18 protein-coding genes are annotated in these 15,778 nt (G+C 69.4%); 10 read left to right on the top strand and 8 right to left on the bottom strand.

Annotated features, from left to right (window positions below):
- The first annotated feature begins 95 nt into the window (after window positions 1-95).
- The 4 genes from ABFX46_RS26315 (at window position 96) to ABFX46_RS26330 (ending at window position 4,884) form a co-directional block, all read left to right on the top strand.
- Window positions 96-1,544, top strand: coding sequence for an FAD-linked oxidase C-terminal domain-containing protein (locus ABFX46_RS26315; protein WP_346046073.1), 1,449 nt, complete (start codon window positions 96-98; stop codon window positions 1,542-1,544).
- The gene (locus tag ABFX46_RS26320) at window positions 1,544-2,740 is read left to right on the top strand and encodes an FAD-binding oxidoreductase (RefSeq protein WP_346046075.1); all 1,197 of its coding nucleotides are present in this window, start codon (window positions 1,544-1,546) and stop codon (window positions 2,738-2,740) included. Before ABFX46_RS26315 ends, ABFX46_RS26320 begins: the two co-directional genes overlap by 1 nt.
- Window positions 2,740-4,026 carry a (Fe-S)-binding protein gene (locus ABFX46_RS26325; RefSeq protein ID WP_346046076.1) on the top strand — a complete coding sequence of 429 codons (1,287 nt, stop codon included), beginning with the start codon at window positions 2,740-2,742 and terminating at the stop codon, window positions 4,024-4,026. Before ABFX46_RS26320 ends, ABFX46_RS26325 begins: the two co-directional genes overlap by 1 nt.
- Window positions 4,027-4,164: 138 nt before the next feature.
- Entirely contained in the window at window positions 4,165-4,884 is a 720-nt protein-coding gene (locus tag ABFX46_RS26330) for a hypothetical protein (protein ID WP_346046078.1), read from the top strand.
- 147 nt (window positions 4,885-5,031) lie between these two features.
- Here the strand turns inward: ABFX46_RS26330 and ABFX46_RS26335 are convergent, their stop codons facing one another.
- The 6 genes from ABFX46_RS26335 to ABFX46_RS26360 form a co-directional block, all read right to left on the bottom strand.
- Entirely contained in the window at window positions 5,032-6,747 is a 1,716-nt protein-coding gene (locus ABFX46_RS26335; RefSeq protein ID WP_346046079.1) for an ABC transporter family substrate-binding protein, read from the bottom strand.
- On the bottom strand, window positions 6,744-8,471 hold the full coding sequence (locus ABFX46_RS26340; protein WP_346046080.1) for a dipeptide ABC transporter ATP-binding protein: 1,728 nt from the start codon (window positions 8,469-8,471) through the stop codon (window positions 6,744-6,746). Before ABFX46_RS26340 ends, ABFX46_RS26335 begins: the two co-directional genes overlap by 4 nt.
- Entirely contained in the window at window positions 8,471-9,265 is a 795-nt protein-coding gene (locus ABFX46_RS26345) for an ABC transporter permease (protein WP_346046081.1), read from the bottom strand. Before ABFX46_RS26345 ends, ABFX46_RS26340 begins: the two co-directional genes overlap by 1 nt.
- The gene (locus tag ABFX46_RS26350) at window positions 9,262-10,251 is read right to left on the bottom strand and encodes an ABC transporter permease (protein ID WP_346046082.1); all 990 of its coding nucleotides are present in this window, start codon (window positions 10,249-10,251) and stop codon (window positions 9,262-9,264) included. Before ABFX46_RS26350 ends, ABFX46_RS26345 begins: the two co-directional genes overlap by 4 nt.
- Window positions 10,252-10,355: 104 nt before the next feature.
- The gene (locus ABFX46_RS26355) at window positions 10,356-10,694 is read right to left on the bottom strand and encodes a hypothetical protein (RefSeq protein ID WP_346046083.1); all 339 of its coding nucleotides are present in this window, start codon (window positions 10,692-10,694) and stop codon (window positions 10,356-10,358) included.
- A 20-nt stretch (window positions 10,695-10,714) separates the two neighbouring features.
- Window positions 10,715-11,077, bottom strand: coding sequence for an ATP-binding protein (locus ABFX46_RS26360; RefSeq protein ID WP_346046085.1), 363 nt, complete (start codon window positions 11,075-11,077; stop codon window positions 10,715-10,717).
- 173 nt (window positions 11,078-11,250) lie between these two features.
- Here ABFX46_RS26360 and ABFX46_RS26365 point away from each other — a divergent pair, with 173 nt between their 5' ends.
- The 4 genes from ABFX46_RS26365 to ABFX46_RS26380 all read left to right on the top strand — a co-directional run bounded on the left by ABFX46_RS26365 (window position 11,251) and on the right by ABFX46_RS26380 (window position 12,759).
- Window positions 11,251-12,060: a helix-turn-helix domain-containing protein gene (locus ABFX46_RS26365; protein ID WP_346046086.1), complete on the top strand. Its 810-nt coding sequence runs from the start codon at window positions 11,251-11,253 to the stop codon at window positions 12,058-12,060.
- Window positions 12,051-12,236, top strand: a complete 186-nt coding sequence (locus ABFX46_RS26370; protein ID WP_346046087.1) for a DUF397 domain-containing protein — start codon at window positions 12,051-12,053, stop codon at window positions 12,234-12,236. The genes ABFX46_RS26365 and ABFX46_RS26370 overlap by 10 nt, the downstream gene beginning before the upstream one ends.
- Before the next feature lie 51 nt (window positions 12,237-12,287).
- Complete coding sequence (locus tag ABFX46_RS26375; protein WP_346046089.1) at window positions 12,288-12,479, top strand: DUF397 domain-containing protein; 192 nt, start codon at window positions 12,288-12,290, stop codon at window positions 12,477-12,479.
- Between the two features lie 94 nt (window positions 12,480-12,573).
- A complete protein-coding gene (locus tag ABFX46_RS26380) occupies window positions 12,574-12,759 on the top strand; it encodes a DUF397 domain-containing protein (RefSeq protein ID WP_346046090.1) in 186 nt (61 codons plus the stop codon).
- A gap of 97 nt (window positions 12,760-12,856) precedes the next feature.
- Here ABFX46_RS26380 and ABFX46_RS43575 read toward each other — a convergent pair whose 3' ends face one another.
- The gene (locus tag ABFX46_RS43575) at window positions 12,857-13,153 is read right to left on the bottom strand and encodes an SbtR family transcriptional regulator (RefSeq protein WP_428831314.1); all 297 of its coding nucleotides are present in this window, start codon (window positions 13,151-13,153) and stop codon (window positions 12,857-12,859) included.
- Entirely contained in the window at window positions 13,129-13,353 is a 225-nt protein-coding gene (locus ABFX46_RS43580) for a TetR/AcrR family transcriptional regulator (protein ID WP_428831313.1), read from the bottom strand. The genes ABFX46_RS43575 and ABFX46_RS43580 overlap by 25 nt, the downstream gene beginning before the upstream one ends.
- Here ABFX46_RS43580 and ABFX46_RS26385 point away from each other — a divergent pair.
- Entirely contained in the window at window positions 13,262-13,486 is a 225-nt protein-coding gene (locus tag ABFX46_RS26385) for a hypothetical protein (protein ID WP_346046092.1), read from the top strand. The genes ABFX46_RS43580 and ABFX46_RS26385 overlap by 92 nt on opposite strands.
- Window positions 13,487-13,712: 226 nt before the next feature.
- Window positions 13,713-15,680 (top strand): sensor histidine kinase, encoded by a 1,968-nt coding sequence (locus ABFX46_RS26390; RefSeq protein ID WP_346046094.1) that lies wholly within the window; start codon window positions 13,713-13,715, stop codon window positions 15,678-15,680.
- Window positions 15,681-15,778 lie beyond the last annotated feature (98 nt).

Raw genomic sequence — 15,778 nt, forward strand, 5'->3', positions numbered from 1 at the left:
GCGCCGGCCGCCCGGGGCGCCCTGTGCCGGGAAACGTTTTCTCGGCTTCCGGCGGGATCTTGCGGCCGGTTCGCGGGCGGGGGATCGTGGAGAGGATGGAGACGATGCTCACGGCGCTCGAGGCCCGGCTCACGGCGATGCTCGGGCCGGACCGGGTGATCACCGATCCGGTGCGGCTGCGCACCTACGAGTGCGACGGCCTCACCAACCACCGGTCGACGCCCGGGATCGTCGTGCTGCCCGACACCGCCGAGCAGGTCGCGGCGATCGTGCGCGAGTGCGCGGCGGCGGGCGTCCCGTACGTGGCGCGCGGGTCGGGGACGGGCCTGTCCGGCGGGGCGCTCCCCCGCGCGGACGGCGTGCTGATCGTCACGTCCCGGATGCGCCGGATCCTGGAGATCGACATCCCCGGCCAGCGGGCCGTGGTGGAGCCCGGCGTGATCAACCTGGACGTGACGCGGGCCGTCCGGCCGTACGGGTACTACTTCGCGCCCGACCCGTCCAGCCAGCAGATCTGCTCGGTCGGCGGGAACGTCGCGGAGAACTCGGGCGGCGCGCACTGCCTGAAGTACGGGTTCACCGCGCACCACGTCCTGGCCTGCGAGGTCGTCACGCCGGACGGCGAGCTGGTCGAGCTGGCGGCGGACGCGCCCGGCTACGACCTGCTCGGCGTGTTCGTGGGGGCCGAGGGCACGCTCGGCATCACCACCAAGATCACGGTGCGGCTGACGCGGGTCCCCGAGACCGTGCAGACGCTGCTGGCGGCGTTCGACTCGGTCGAGGCGGGCGGCACGGCGGTGTCGGCGATCATCGGGGCGGGCGTCGTCCCGGCGGCGATCGAGATGATGGACGCCCTCGCCATCGAGGCGGCCGAGGCGGCGGTGCGCTGCGAGTACCCGGCGGGCGCCGCGGCGGTGCTGATCGTGGAGCTGGACGGCCCGGACGCCGAGGTCGCGGCCCAGTTCGCCGAGGTGGAGCGGCTGTGCCGGGGCGCGGGCGCGTTCGAGATCCGGATCGCCGCCGACGACGCGGAGCGGGCGCTGATCTGGAAGGGCCGCAAGTCGGCGTTCGCGGCGGTGGGGCGGATCAGCCCCGCCTACCTCGTCCAGGACGGCGTGATCCCGAGGACGGTGCTGCCGCAGGTCCTGGCGAGCATCGACGCGCTGTCGGCCGAGTCGGGCGTGCGGGTGGCGAACGTGTTCCACGCGGGCGACGGGAACCTGCATCCGCTGGTGCTGTTCGACGACGCGGAGGAGGGCGCCGAGGAGCGCGCGGAGACGGTGTCGGGCGCGATCCTCGACCTGTGCATCCAGCACGGCGGCTCGATCACCGGTGAGCACGGCGTGGGCGTCGACAAGGCCCGGTACATGCCGCGCATGTTCACCGACACCGACCTGGACACGATGCAGATGGTCCGCTGCGGGTTCGACCCGGCGGGGCTGTGCAACCCGGGGAAGGTCTTCCCCACGCCGCGGCTGTGCGGCGAGGTGCCCGGCAAGCGCAAGGGCCCCCACCCGTACGAAGGAAAGGCGGACATCTTCTGATGCGGCCCCTGGACGCCCTCGCGAAGGTCTGCGCCGACGTACGCCCCGGTGAGCCGGCGGAAGGCGTGCTCGGCGTCGAACCCGCGCTCGTCGCCGCCCCGAAGGACCTCGCCGAGGCCGCCGACGTCATGCGCGTCGCCGCCGAGAAGGGTCTCGCCGTCGTCCCGCGCGGGGCCGAGACCCGCCTGGACTGGGGGACGCCCCCGGAGCGCTGCGATCTGCTGGTCGACACCCACCGGCTGGACGGGCTCATCGAGCACACGGCCGGCGACCTCGTCGCGAAGGCGGAGGCGGGGCTGCCCATGGAGGTGCTGGCCGAGCGGCTCGCCGAGCACCGGCAGCGGCTCGCGCTGGACGTCCCGCTGCCCGGCTCAACGGTCGGCGGGACGATCGCGAGCGGCGCCGCCGGCCCGCTCCGCACGCTGTACGGGACGCCGCGGAGCCTGGTCATCGGGCTCACGGTCGTCCGGGCGGACGGCCAGGTCGCGCGGTCCGGCGGCAAGGTCGTCAAGAACGTCGCCGGATACGACCTGGGGCGGCTCTTCTCCGGCTCGTTCGGCACCTTGGGCCTGATCGTGGAGGCGACGTTCCGCCTGCATCCCGTGCCCGCCGCGTCCGCGTACGTTACGTGCGCCGTGAGCGGCCCGGAGGATGCGCACGACGCCGTCCAGAGCGTCCTGCACTCCCCTGTGGCGCCCAGCGCGGTCGAGTACATCGGCCCGGGTACGGTCTCGGTGCTTCTCGAAGGCGTACCGGAGGGTGTCGCCGCGCGCGCTCGGCAGACGGCGGAGTTGCTCGGCGAGAACGCCGAAATCACCGAATCCGCTCCAGACGGCTGGGGACGCTACCCCGACGGCACCACGCTCATAGACATAGGCGCCCCGCCGCCGTCCCTTCGCGAGTTGCTCACCCTGCTCGGGCCGGACGTCGCCCTCACCTGGAGCGGCAGCGGCCACGGGCACGTGGGTCTCGCTGCTGAGACGCCGCCAGACGAAGTGGCGGACGTCCTAGGGCGACTACGTGACGTGCTGGGGCGGCATAAGGGCCACGCCATCGTCCGCTACGCCCCCGAAGAGGTGCGCGGCGAGATCGACCTGTGGGGCCCGGTGCCGGCGCTCACGCTGATGCGCCGCGTGAAAGACCAGTTCGACCCGGATCACAGGCTGTCCCCCGGCCGGTTTGTGGGAGGTATTTGATGAGTGGCCACGACGACCTCCCGAATCTCCTCAACGACTGCGTCCACTGCGGTTTCTGTCTGCCCACCTGCCCGACGTACGTGCTGTGGGGCGAGGAGATGGACTCCCCCAGGGGCCGCATCCACCTCATGCAGCAGCACGCGGAGGGCGAACCGCTCAGCGGGCCGATGGCCGAGCATTTCGACCGCTGCCTCGGGTGCATGGCGTGCGTGACGGCCTGCCCGTCCGGCGTCCAATACGACCGCCTCATCGAGATCACCCGTGAGGACGTCGAGAACGAGCACCCGCGTTCGCTGAAGGAGCGGGCCGTCAGGGAGATGGTCTTCCAACTGTTCCCGTACAAGCGGAGGCTGCGCGCTCTGCGCGGCCCCCTGCGCGCGTACCAGAAGTCGGGTCTGGAGCGTCTCGTCCGGCGCAGCGGGATCCTGGAGCGCCTGTCGCCGTCGATCGCGGCGATGGAGCGGCTCGCCCCGCCCCTCGGCAAGGCGCCGCGGCTCCCCGAGCGGGTCGCCGCGCGCGGCGGGCGCCGCGCCACGGTCGGGATGCTGACCGGCTGCGTGCAGAGCGAGTTCTTCCCCGGCGTCAACGCCGCCACGGCCCGCGTCCTCGCCCTGGAGGGCTGCGACGTCGTCATCCCGCGGGGCCAGGGGTGCTGCGGGGCGCTGTCCATGCACTCCGGGCGCGCGGACGAGGCCCGCGCCTTCGCCCGCCGGACGGTCGAGACGTTCGAGTCCGTCGACGTCATCGTGGTGAACTCGGCGGGCTGCGGCTCGGCGATGAAGGAGTACGAGGCGCTGCTCGCGGACGACCCCGCGTGGGCGGAGCGCGCGAAGGCGCTCTCGGCGAAGACCCGGGACCTCGCCGAGTACCTCGTGGAACTCGGGCCCCGCGCGGAACGGCGGCCACTTCCGGTCACCGTCGCCTACCACGACGCGTGCCACCTCGCCCACGCCCAGGGCGTGCGCAGCCAGCCGCGCGCGCTGCTGGCCGCGATCCCCGAGCTCACCGTCCGGGAGATCGCCGAACCGGACATCTGCTGCGGATCCGCCGGAACCTATAACCTGTTCCAGCCGGAGGCCGCCGGTGAACTCGGCGACCGCAAGGCGGTGAACGTGGACGCCACCGGAGCCGAACTACTGGTCGCCGCCAACCCCGGCTGCTCGATGCAGATCGCCACCGCGCTGCGCCGGCGCGGCGCCGGCATCGCGGTCGCGCACACCGCGCAGGTGCTGGACGCCTCCCTGCGGGGGCTCGGCCGCGACGCCCTCGTCGCGCGCCCTTCGTAACCCGCAGGGCCGGATCACCGCCGATCCGGCCGTCCCGCCGACCCGGGCGTCCGGTATCGTGTGCCAGCCGTCGCCGACCACAGCACGACAGGACGCGCTTACTGAGCCTGGAGCAGGCCCGAGGGAGCACGCACCACCATGTCCAACAGCTATCAGCCGTACCGATCGCACCGCCGAAGAAAGAAGACCAGCGCGGGCAGGCTCGGCCTCGCCGGGGCCGTCACCGGGGCCGTGGGGATCGCCGCGATCGCCGCCGGGATCGTCATCCTGCGCCCCGGAGGGGGCGGCGCCGAGGAGGCCGCGCAGCCGACGCTGGCGAGCCAGGGCGACAGCGCCCAGCCGGGCTCCGCCGTCCCCGCGCCGAAGGCCGGCCCGCCGATCAACTTCACGACGCCGGAGGGCTACGGCTACAGCCTGGCCGCCGTCCGCGCGGGGACCGACCGGCAGCCGCTCGGCGCCACGAAGGCGCCGCCGTCCGGGACGACGTACGCCTACGCCGACTACATCCTCACGAACACCCAGCGGCGGGCCGTCCTGCTGGACTACCCGGCCGACCTGTTCATGCCGAAGTCGAAGGTGCCCAAGGCGGCGCAGGAGCGGTGCATGCCGCAGGCGGGCATCCCCGACGACATGTGCACGCTCCCCAACCACAGCAAGATCACCGCCCGGATCGACGGGGCGAAGGCACCGGTCGAGGACAGCGGCAGCACGATGATCCCGGCGGGCGCGTCGTACGTGGTCCGGATCGCCTCCGATCTCCCGGTCGACGACGGCCTCTCCGCCGACGACCTGCGGCTGTACGTGTGGAACGCGCGCTACACGAGCGACCGCAAGGGCATCCGGCTCGCCTTCCCCTGACCACCGACCCGCCGCCCACCGAGCCCCGACCGCCGTACTCCGGCCGCCCGCGGCCGCTCCAACGCGCCTGCGGCGGACTCCGCTCCCGTCAGCGCCGAGAGCGCCGCGGCGACGCTCCGGCCCTCGACCGCTCGGAGCACGACCGGCTCAGGGCCGGGACCGGGGCTCTGACGGCGCGGGCTCGTGTCCACGGGGCGCTCGGCGGCTCGTGAAGCCGATGTCCTGGTAGGCGGGCTCCAGGAAGCCGCATGCTCCAAGGTTGGCCAGGTCTGAGCGCGCGGCGACCAGTTGCGGACGCTGGTACAGCGGCAGCACCGATGCCTGCCGCCAGATGAGCCGGTCGGCTCTGTTCACGAGCGCGTGAATCCGGGACGGGTCGGTCTCGGCTATGGCCTGATCCATGGCCGTGTCTATGGCGGCCGTTCCGGTGCGGGAGTAGTTCTGCTGGACGCGGCCCTTGCGCGGGCTTGCGAACACGGCTCGCATAGGCGAGACGGGGAACGATGTGCCGAGCCATGAGAACGGGACGATGTCGAAGTTCCCTTGCGTGACGTAGGTATCGAGCGCGTCGTCGGCGGGGATGGGCCGGATGTCCACCCGGACGCCAATGCGTTCGAGCAGCGCGCGTGTCAGTTCGCCTTCGCGCTTGCTCACGGGCACTCCGGACGGAATCACGAAACGGAGCGCTAACGTGCGTCCGGACTTGGAGCGGTACTTGCCGTGGGGGTGCCAGCCTGCTTCGTCCAGGAGTTGCTTGGCGCGCGTGGGGTCGTACCCGCCGAGTGCTGATGAGTTGTCCTGGTAGCCAGTCTGTGTGTTGACGTAGAAGTGATTTCCGAGCGTTTGGACAGGGACGCCGAGGCCGGACAGATCGGACCGTGCGATGACTCGGCGGTCGATGCCGAGCATCACTGCTCGTCGTACGCGCACATCGGACAGGACGGGGGCGGAGGCGTTGAACGTGAAGTGCCGCCAGTCAGGGCCGCCTGCGCGGCGGACATCACTGTTGGGGACGTTCTGGACGCGCTGCATTGCGGCTGCGTCGAGGCCGATGTCCATCAGGTCGATCTCGTGGTTGGCGAAGGCGCCGGGCATCGCGCTGGTGTCCATGGCGCGGTAGACGATGCGGTCGAGCTTGGCGGGTGGGCCCCACCAGGACCGGTCGCGAACCAACGTGAGGGTCTTGTCCGTGCGGTCTATCCGCTGGACTCTGAACGGGCCTGCGGTGATGGGCAGTCGGTTCATCCAGGCGGTGTTGAACGCGCGTGGGGTGGAGTAGGCGGCGGCTGGATAGAGCGGGCTGAACAGACTCCGCCAGTCGGCGTACGTCCGGGCGAACGTCACCATCACTTCGTTCGGGCGGGCGCCTTGTTCGATGTGCTTGATCAGGCGGTATCCGGAGACGGTGGAGACCTCGTAGCGGGGGTCTCGTCCGGAGAGCGCGTGGGCTTGGGCCACGAAATCGGCGTATCCGAGGGGACGTCCGTCGGACCATTTGGCTCGTGGGTTGAGCTTGTAGGTGACGGTCTGGCCGTGCTCGGTGCGTTTCAGCGCGGCCGATTCCAGGTACTCGGGGACGGGGTGTGGGACGGATTTCTCGTCGGCGCGCATCAGATACGGCAGGACGCCCTGGATGACATGCTCCACGGCGCCCTTGGTTCCGTTGACGTGGTTGAAGTTCCACTGGGAGGGAAACTCCGGCAGCGGCCAGCGGAGCGTCCCGCCGTTCACGATGCGGTCGCGCGGAGTGGGGTTGACGTCAGAAGCCGGCAGTTGACCGAACGCGCTGTTCTTCTCGCTCAGGTCACCGCATCCGGTCATCAGGACGAGGGTCAGAAGGGCTGCGCCGAGGATCCGTTTCACTGCGTGGCCTTGGCTCCGATGAGGGGATGGTGGCAGGCGACCGATCGACCTAGGTCTTTCAACGGCTCTGGATCCTGTTCGTCGCACAAGCGGGCGTCCTCTTCGGCGAGCGTGACGTAGCGGGGGCACCGGGAACGGAAGCGGCATCCGGCGAGCGGCGACAACGGGTCTGGCGGTTCTCCCTGGAGAGGGACGCGATGGAGCAGTGCGCGGGTGTAAGGGTGGGCCGGCGCCTGATACACGTCGTGAGTCGGGCCCAGTTCGATGACGCGGCCCATGTACATGACAGCGATCCGGTCGGCGATGCGGTGAACGACGGCCATGTCATGGGCGACGAGCAAATACGCCAGGCCGAGACGGTCTTGGAGGCTCTCCAGCAGGGTGATGATGGTGGCCTGTGTGGATGCGTCCAGGGCCGACACGGGTTCGTCCAAGAGGAGCAGACGCGGTTCCAGGGCGATGGCTCTTGCTATGGCCACGCGCTGCCTCTGTCCACCTGAGAGCGCGTGCAGGTATCGCCGTGCGTGGTCACTTTCCAAGCCGACCAACTCCAGCAACTCTCTGACGCGGCTTCCGGTCAGCGAGGACGGGAACCCGTGCGCGGTCAGAGGCTCGGCGATGATGTCGGCGACGCGCATTCGAGGGTTGAGTGATGCGACCGGGTCCTGAAAAACGACCTGGACGTCGCGCCGCAGAGCTTTTCGCCGACTCGCACTCAGAGACGCCGTGTCCTGACCTAGTACGACCACTCGCCCCTTCTGCGGCTGCGACAAGCGCAGGACCTCCATGAGGGTCGTGGTCTTGCCACATCCCGACTCGCCGACGATTGCGAGGGTCTCACCTTCTCGGACGTCGAATCCGATGCCGTCCACAGCGCACACGCTTCCCACTCGGCGACGCACCAGCGTCCCCTGGAAGACGGGGTAATGCCGGATAAGGCCGTCCACCCGCAACACGACAGGACGCTCGGGCCGAGGATTGGACGCGTCATCCCTGCCCAGGCGAGACGCGGACCCCAGCCCCCGGTAGACCCGCCCTAATGGGCCCTTCTCGACGACCTGTCCCTCATGCAGCACCATCACTCGATCGGCGAAGCCGTCGAGCATCCGCAGGTCGTGCGTGATCAGGACGATCGCGGCACCAGTAGCGTCCTTCGCGGTTCGGAGGACGTCCAAGACCTGCGCTTGGACGGTCACGTCCAGCCCGGCCGTCGGCTCGTCCGCCAGGATCAGGCCCGGACGGTTGGCGATGGCCATGGCGATCATCACGCGCTGCCGCATCCCGCCGGAGAATTCGTGCGGGTACGCGCGCGCCCGCCCGCGCGGGATGCCGACCAGGTCGAGCAGCTCCGCCGCCCGCGCACGCGCCGCCGCTCGCGTGACTTTGGAGTGGACACGGACGGCCTCACCGATCTGGTCGCCCACGGTGTGAACGGGCGTGAGCGCCGACTCCTGGAACACCATCGCCAAGTCCCTGCCGCGCACGCGGGAGAGTTCGGCATCAGAGCACCCGATCAGTTCCTCCCCGCGCAAGCGCACCGATCCCGCCACGTCGGCACCGTCCGGCAGGAGTCCCATCACCGCGAGTGCGAGCGCGGTCTTCCCTGCTCCCGATTCACCGACGACCCCGAGGACCTCGCCCGCCCCGACCTCGAAGCCCACCCCTCGCAGGGCGCTCACACCACCCGGGTATCCGACTGTCAGGTCGGTGACCTCCAGCACCATCAGCGCCCGTCTCTGAGGGGGTCGAGAACGTCCCGCAGCCCGTCACCGAGCAGGTTCACAGCGAGGACGATCAGGACGAGCAGCCCCGCGGCGGACATGAACGGCCATGTGGCCACCGAGCCCCGACCGTCCGCGATGATCGTGCCGAGTGAGACATCCGGCGGCCGGACGCCGAGGCCGAGGAACGACAGCCCGCCCTCGGCGATGATGGCGACGCCGGCGGTCAGGCTCGCGTCCACGATCAGCAGCGACGCGACCTGCGGCAGGACGTGCCGGACGATCGCGCGTGAAGCGCTCACTCCCGCGAACCGGGCGGCGAGCACGTACTCGCGTTCCCGCGCCGACAGCGTCATTGCCCGCACCACCCTGGCGGTGAGCATCCACATGAACGCGGCGAGCACCGGCGCGAGCATCGCCCATCCCCCGCCCGGCGCCAGAACGGCGACGACGAGCAGCGGCGGCAACACCAGCAGGAGATCGACGCCCCACATAAGAGCTCGGTCGAGCAGCCCGCCCACGAACCCGGCGACCGTGCCGACGACAGCGGCGACCCCGGTCGACAACAAGGCGGCAAGAAGACCGATCACCAGCGACTTCTGCGCCCCTCGCAGCGTGAGCGCGAAGACGTCCCGCCCACTCTGCGTCGTCCCGAGCCAATGCCGCGCGGACGGCCCGCGACCGAACGCCGTGAAGTCGATCTCGTACCAACGCCACGGCGATATGAACGGCCCCGCGAACGCCAACGCGAACACCGCCACCAGCAGCACAAGCCCGACGACACCCCGCCGGGTCACGGCATGCCCCCGAGCCGGACGCGCGGGTCGAGCAAGCCGTTCAGGACGTCCGACAGCAACCCCGCTACCACCACCGCGCAGGCTGCAACGCAGTCGATCGCCGCGACCGCGTTGACATCACCTCGCGCGATCGAGTCGACCAGCCATTCGCCCATGCCGTGCCGTCCGAACGCCTTCTCAACGAACACCGTGCCGAGGACGAGAAGCCCCGAGGCATAAGCGAAGTACGTCGTCATCGGGACGAGCGCAGTCCGCAGCCCATGTCGCACCAGGGCGCTCCGCCGCCGGAGCCCTTTCGCCCGCGCGGTCCGGACGAAGTCGGCGTGCAGGACGTCCAGGACGAGGGCACGCTGGTAGCGGCTATAGAGGGCGACCTGCGCCAGCGCGATCACAGAGGCCGGAAGCAACAGATGCCGAACCTGGTCAAGAACCCCGCCGAGCACGCCCGGCTCCCCCGCCGTGGAGTCACCCACCCACACGAACACCCGCGCACCCACCGCACCGTTCACCATGACGGCGATCGTCTGTAACAGCACCGCCAGGACGAACACAGGAATGGCCAACAGAAGATAGGAACCGCTCGTGACGAGCCGGTCGGCGCCCCGTCCACGCCTGGCCGCCGCGTAAGTGCCAAGGAGAATTCCCAGGACGCCTCCGAGGACGCCGCCAGGAACGAGCAGCCGCAGGCTGACGGCAAGACGGCGCCGTAACTCCGCGTTGACGGGCTCGCCCTCCTGCGTTCGGCCGAAGTCACCGTTCAGGACGCTCCAGGCCCACACGCGGTAGCGGTCGACCAGGGGCGTCCGGTCGTTGAGGTTGAGCGCGCTGAGCCGAGCGTCGATCACGGCTTCCGCCGGACGCGGCGTGCGCCCCTCGAACGAGGCCCGTGGATCGAGCGTGGTAGCAGCGAGCAGGTAGGCGAGGCTTCCGGCGAGAACGACCAGCAGGCCACGGCTCACCAGCCGCCGCAGCAGAAACCCCGCCAACGCCCTACCTCCCGGACCACCCAGCACAGAGCACGGAATGCTACCGATCGATCACACACCGCGTAGGAAAATCACAGGAGTCGACAGAACGACGCACCTTCCGGTCACCAGGCGTTCCCCGGGTACATCTTGTGCTTGAGGAGCTTGTCGGCCTGCTCGGCCGCTGCCAGCACGTCCCCGCAGGGGAAGAGGTAGCCGTACCGCCCGCCCTGAGCCTCGTGGTACGCCCACGCCCCGCCGGCGACGACCCGGGCGCTCACGACGAGACCCACGTGGCCGTCAGGGCCGACCGCGCAGACCCAGAGCAGCGGCAGCGAGATGGGGAACTCATCCGGCCGATAGAGCCAGACGAAGCGGTACCCCTTCGGCTTGAGCGCCACGGCGAGAAGATCGAGATACCGCACCGCCGTGGACCGACCGAGGCGGGTACGCACCCGCAACATGTGCCGCTCCGCCCGTACGGTCAGCGGACGAACTTCGCCCATACGATTTTTCCTCCCTCGTTGGTCGGCCGCGTGCCCCAGTCGTGTACGAGTTGAGCCATCAGCAACAGACCACGTCCGTCGAGCGCGTCACAGTCCTCGTCCTTGACGACCGGTATTCCGTCGCCTTCATCCCAGACCTCGACGACCACCAGACCGTCGCGCTCGTCCTCGAAGATCCGGACGACGATCTGCCCGGTTCCGACGTGCTTATAAGCATTGGTCACCAATTCGGTGACCACCAGCCGGCCGACATAGTCGTCGGCGATTCCAAGATCGCGGAAGCAGTCCGCGAGGAAGCGCCGGGCGAGACCCGGGGCATGCTCCGTGGGGTCGAGGACCAATATCGGCACCTCTGGTGCAAGTGCAGTTGTTTGCATCGCTACGACCTTTGCAACGACCTCTCTGACTCTCCACATCAACGCACAGGAAGGCGTACGTTAATAGGAGACCCGAGAAGTACCAGCATCTGTCTAGCAATCGTTCAACACGCCCTCAACGCGCAAGGAAGATCGACATGGCCCCCAGCAGGGAGAACAGGATGCAGATCGACCCTGAGCTGGTCGGATTCGCTCAGGAGATCAAACGCAGGCGCGAAGCAGCCGGCATCAACCAGGCCGAACTAGCCCGGCAGGTCAACGTCGCACGCTCCTACGTCAGCCATGTAGAGCGCGGACGCACCAAGTGCCGCCGAGACTTCGCCATGCGGGTGGACAAGGCACTCAACGCAAACGGCGAGATCGTCCGCTCCTGGGATGAACTGGTCGAAAGACTCAAGTCCATCAAGTATCCGGCATTCTTCGTGGATTTCCCCAAAGCCGAAGCGACATGCGTGATGCTGCGCGGCTACGAGGCATCAACGGTCTACGGCCTCTTCCAGACAGAGGCGTATGCTCGCTTCCTGCTCCCGGACGAAGAGGTCTACAAGAGCAGGATGCGGAGACAGGAGAAAATCCTCCATAGAGATCCCCCGCCAATCATCTCCGTGGTAATGCACGAAAATGTCCTGTTCACCGAAGTGGACTGCAAGAAGACCATGCGAGAGCAGCTCGAATACCTCATCGAACTGTCATACCACGAACGGATCAATATCCAGATTGCACCAACGGCCTACTACCGAGGGGTCTGGACACCGTTCACCATTGCCACAATGCCAGATCGGCGCGAGGTGGTATATACACAGAAAGCCTATGGAGGCGAGACGTCTACGAAGCCCCACGAGGTGGGGATAGCGGCAGAAGCCTTCGTTACACTGCAAGCGGAGGCACTCAACGTGAGGGACTCGCGAACGCTGATCAGAAAGGTGATAGACGAGAGATGGACCTGATCACCTCGGCATGGCGCAAGGCTTCCAGGAGCAGCGACGCAGGCGACAACTGCGTTGAGGTCACGGGCACCTCGAACGCAGTCGCACTGCGCGACAGCAAGGATCCGGACAGTGGCCACATCCTCCTGAGCCGTAAGGACTTCCGTCACTTCGCAGAAGCCCTCAAGAGCCTCTAGTCATCGCTGGCCCTCCGAGTGTCGATCGTCGGACGAGATCCACAGGAAGGCATGGTCGTGGAAGCAGACAAGATCGTCTGGCGAAAGGCCACCCGCTCGACTTCGACCGGAGGTGAGTGCGTAGAGCTTGCCGCGATGCCGGAAGGTGTAGGTGTCCGCGACAGCAAGGACCCCTACGGACCCAAGATCCTCGTGAGTCGCGAGGACTTCCGGTGCTTCGCCGACGCTCTCAAGAACCTCTAACCCGCCCAGGGTTGCAGCAGAACTACATCGAGCAGGCCGAGCACCCAGCGCGAAGAGTGAGCGAGCGTTGCTAGGAAGGGTGGATTGGCGAGAGATGGACCTGAGCACCGCCAAGTGGCGCAAGTCCTCACGCAGCGGCGACAACGGTGGCCACTGCATTGAGGTCGCCAGCACCTCGAGCGCTGTCGCACTGCGTGACAGCAAGAATCCGAATGGTGGCTACATCCTCGTGAACCGCGAGGACTTCCGGCGCTTCACCGCGGCCCTCAAGCAGTTCTAGTTCTGCTAGAAGCCCCCGGGGCCGAGGCAGAGATGCCGTGGGCCGCCGGGGGTGTTTTGTGTTCGGCCAGGGGCGCCGCGTCTGGGGCGCGGGATGGTTAGGGCCAGATGCCGTTTAGGGCCAGGTGTAGTAGGCGGCGGGCTGTTGGGGGGGCGCCTTCGGCTATCTGGGAGATGGCGCTGGTCAGGGTCAGTAGGTCTTCTGGGGTGACTTCGGGGCGGACGGCGTTCGTTGCGCGGGCGCGGTCCATCAGGGTTGTCGTCGCCTCGCGCATGACGGCGTGGCAGGTTTCGCCGGGCGGGAAGCCGTCGTCCGCTGACCCGGCGGCGAGCGAGGCGGACAGGCCACGGGTGTTCGCGGCGGCGATCGTCAGTTCTTCCAGCCAGCTGACCAGGGTCTTCTGGGGTCATCACCGGCGGCCGCTCGGCGGCGGAGGCGTTCGACGGTGTCCTGGAACACCTCTTCGAGCAGGACGCGCCGGGACGGGAAGTGCCGGTGCAAGGTGGCCGAGCCCACGCCGGCCTCGCGGGCGATCTCCTTTAAGGAGACCTGGGCCCCGTCGCGGGCGACGAGAGCCGACGCCGTGCTGGTCACCGGAGCGACCGGCGAGCAGGGCGGCGGCGCGCTCGTGCGCGGCGACCTCGGCGACGTCGCGTCGCTCAAGGCCGCCCTCGACGGCGCCCGCGCGCAAGGTGTACCGGGGAGTAGAGGTCACGGGTTGAGGTGAATCGGGCACGGAGCGTACGAGAATGTTACGAAAGGTGCGGTGACCTGGGACTTCTGTTCTCCTCAGCGGGATCGGCGGTTACCATCGCCGCACGCCGGGTGCACCGTGCCCGTCGGTCGCGGAAGGCGCACCGGGCCGGTGTGTCCTGAGGCGGACGCCGCCGGTACTGCGAGACAGGGAGCTGGACGCTTTAACATTCCATTACTTTCGGGCGGGGAGTTGGTCGATGGAGACGGCAGGACACGGCCGCGCGGCGGGACGGATCGGCGTCCTGCTGGCGCTCACTGCGGTCGGGTTCGTCGCCGCGTCGCTCGCCATCGGCGCCGAGCTGCCGTCCGGCGTGCGGATGGTGTGGTGGCATCCGGAGATCCTCGTCGCGCTGGCGTGGACGCCCGCCGGCGCCGTCCTGCTGCGGTACCGGCCGGGGCTGAAGGTCGCCTGGCTCATGGTCGGCGCCGGCGTCAGCGCGGCGACGTACGTGCTGTCGCTGAACCTCGCGCCGTGGGCGGAACGGCAGGGATGGGGCGCGGCCGGGTTCGTCGACTGGGTCAGCACCTGGCTGTGGGCCGTCGACACCTACGCGCTGACGCTGGTCCTGCCGCTGATCTTCCCGGACGGGCGCCTCGTCTCGCGGTGGTTCCGGCCCGTGCTGGTGCTGGCCTGCCTCGTGCCGGTCATCGTGTGCGTCCACCTGACGCTCGACCCGAGCGTGCGGCGGTGGCACAACGGGGTGTCGGTGTACCCGTTCGACGAGATCCCGCTGCCGATCAGCGTCGTCATCATCGGCACCCTGGCCACGGGGCTGCTGTCGGTGCTCGTCCGGTTCGTGCGGGCGACGCCGGACGTGCGGCGGCAGATCGGGTGGGTCGTCTATCCCGGCATCCTCGCCGAGGCGGTCATCTACATAGGGGAGAACAGCCCGATCGGCGACCCGCTGCGCAACATCACGATCGTCGCGGTCCCGATCTGCGTCGCGATCGCCATCACCCGGTACCGGCTCTACGACATCGACCTTGTGGTCAGCCGGACGCTCGTCTACGCCGGGCTCGTCGCCGTCATCACCGGCGTGTACTTCGCGCTGGTGGGCGCCGCGAGCGTCCTCGCCCACGGCCGGGGCACCCTCGCCGGGCTCGCCGGGGCGATCGTCGCGGGCGCGGTGTTCGAGCCCGTCCGGCGGCGCCTCCAGCGGACCGTGGACGGGTTCATCCACGGCGAGCGCGACCCGTACCGGATCGCCGACCGCCTCAACCGGCGGCTCCAGACGGCCGCCGACCCGGCCGCCGCGCTCGCCGTCGCCGCGGAGGTGGCGCGCTCGGCGCTGCACGCCACCGGTGTGGTGATCGAGGTCCTGGACCGCGACGGCCGGACGGTCTCCGCCGAGGACGGCGTCCTCGGCGCGAAACCGCAGCTCATCCCGCTGGTGTGGCACGGCGAGCCGGTGGGCCGGCTGCTGTTCGGCGTCACCCGCACCCCGGACGCGCGGCTGTCGGGCGTCCTCGCCCGCAACCTCGCCGAGTTGGCGAACGCGGCCCGGCTCGCCGCGGACGTCCAGCGCTCCCGCGCGCACATCCTGCGCACCCGCGAGGAGGAGCGGCGGCGGCTCCGCCGCGACCTGCACGACGGGCTCGGCCCCACCCTGGCCAGCCTCGCCATGACGGTGGACGCGGCCCGCATCACGCTGAAGACCGACCCGGAGGCGGTCGACGCCCTCCTGGAGGACCTGCGCGCCACCATGGGACGCACCATCGGCGACATCCGCGACCTCGTGTACGGGCTGCGCCCGCCCGCGCTGGACGACCTCGGGCTGGAGGGCGCGATCCAGGCGCTCGGCGGTGTCGTCGCCACCGGGGACGGCCCGAAGGTCGACGTGCGCGTCGAGGGAGACCTGACGGGCCTGCCGGCCGCCGCCGAAGTCGCCGCGTACCGGATCGTCCAGGAGGCGCTGACGAACGTGCACCGGCACGCCGGTGCCGGCTGCGCCGAGGTGACGCTGTGCCTGAACGGCGATCTGCACGTCACGGTCGGCGATGACGGCGTCGGGCTGCCCGAGCACCTGCGCTCCGGCGTCGGCATGTCGTCCATGCGCGAGCGCGCGGCCGAACTCGGCGGATCCTGCACGGTGGGGCCCGGGCCCAAGGGCGGGACGCTCGTCCGGGCGAGGCTACCGGTCACGGTCAACGGCGCCCATCCCTGACGCGTTCTCCGGGTGATCCTCGGCCTCACCCTGGTGGGAGGGCCGGTGACCGCCCCCCGCCAAGAAGGTCGCCACCGGCCCTCAGGCTCCGTACGGCT

Origin of the sequence: Actinomadura chokoriensis (assembly GCF_039529475.1) — a bacterium.
Lineage (GTDB): Bacteria > Actinomycetota > Actinomycetes > Streptosporangiales > Streptosporangiaceae > Spirillospora > Spirillospora bangladeshensis.

Excerpts from the sequence above, each read along its gene's own strand:
- ABFX46_RS26315 (WP_346046073.1), top strand. The coding sequence starts at position 96 with ATGGAGACGATGCTCACGGCGCTCGAGGCCCGGCTCACGGCGATGCTC.
- ABFX46_RS26320 (WP_346046075.1), top strand. The coding sequence starts at position 1,544 with ATGCGGCCCCTGGACGCCCTCGCGAAGGTCTGCGCCGACGTACGCCCC.
- ABFX46_RS26325 (WP_346046076.1), top strand. The coding sequence starts at position 2,740 with ATGAGTGGCCACGACGACCTCCCGAATCTCCTCAACGACTGCGTCCAC.
- ABFX46_RS26330 (WP_346046078.1), top strand. The coding sequence starts at position 4,165 with ATGTCCAACAGCTATCAGCCGTACCGATCGCACCGCCGAAGAAAGAAG.
- ABFX46_RS26340 (WP_346046080.1), bottom strand. The coding sequence starts at position 8,471 with ATGGTGCTGGAGGTCACCGACCTGACAGTCGGATACCCGGGTGGTGTG.
- ABFX46_RS26355 (WP_346046083.1), bottom strand. The coding sequence starts at position 10,694 with ATGTTGCGGGTGCGTACCCGCCTCGGTCGGTCCACGGCGGTGCGGTAT.
- ABFX46_RS26365 (WP_346046086.1), top strand. The coding sequence starts at position 11,251 with ATGGCCCCCAGCAGGGAGAACAGGATGCAGATCGACCCTGAGCTGGTC.
- ABFX46_RS26370 (WP_346046087.1), top strand. The coding sequence starts at position 12,051 with ATGGACCTGATCACCTCGGCATGGCGCAAGGCTTCCAGGAGCAGCGAC.
- ABFX46_RS26375 (WP_346046089.1), top strand. The coding sequence starts at position 12,288 with ATGGTCGTGGAAGCAGACAAGATCGTCTGGCGAAAGGCCACCCGCTCG.
- ABFX46_RS26380 (WP_346046090.1), top strand. The coding sequence starts at position 12,574 with ATGGACCTGAGCACCGCCAAGTGGCGCAAGTCCTCACGCAGCGGCGAC.
- ABFX46_RS26390 (WP_346046094.1), top strand. The coding sequence starts at position 13,713 with ATGGAGACGGCAGGACACGGCCGCGCGGCGGGACGGATCGGCGTCCTG.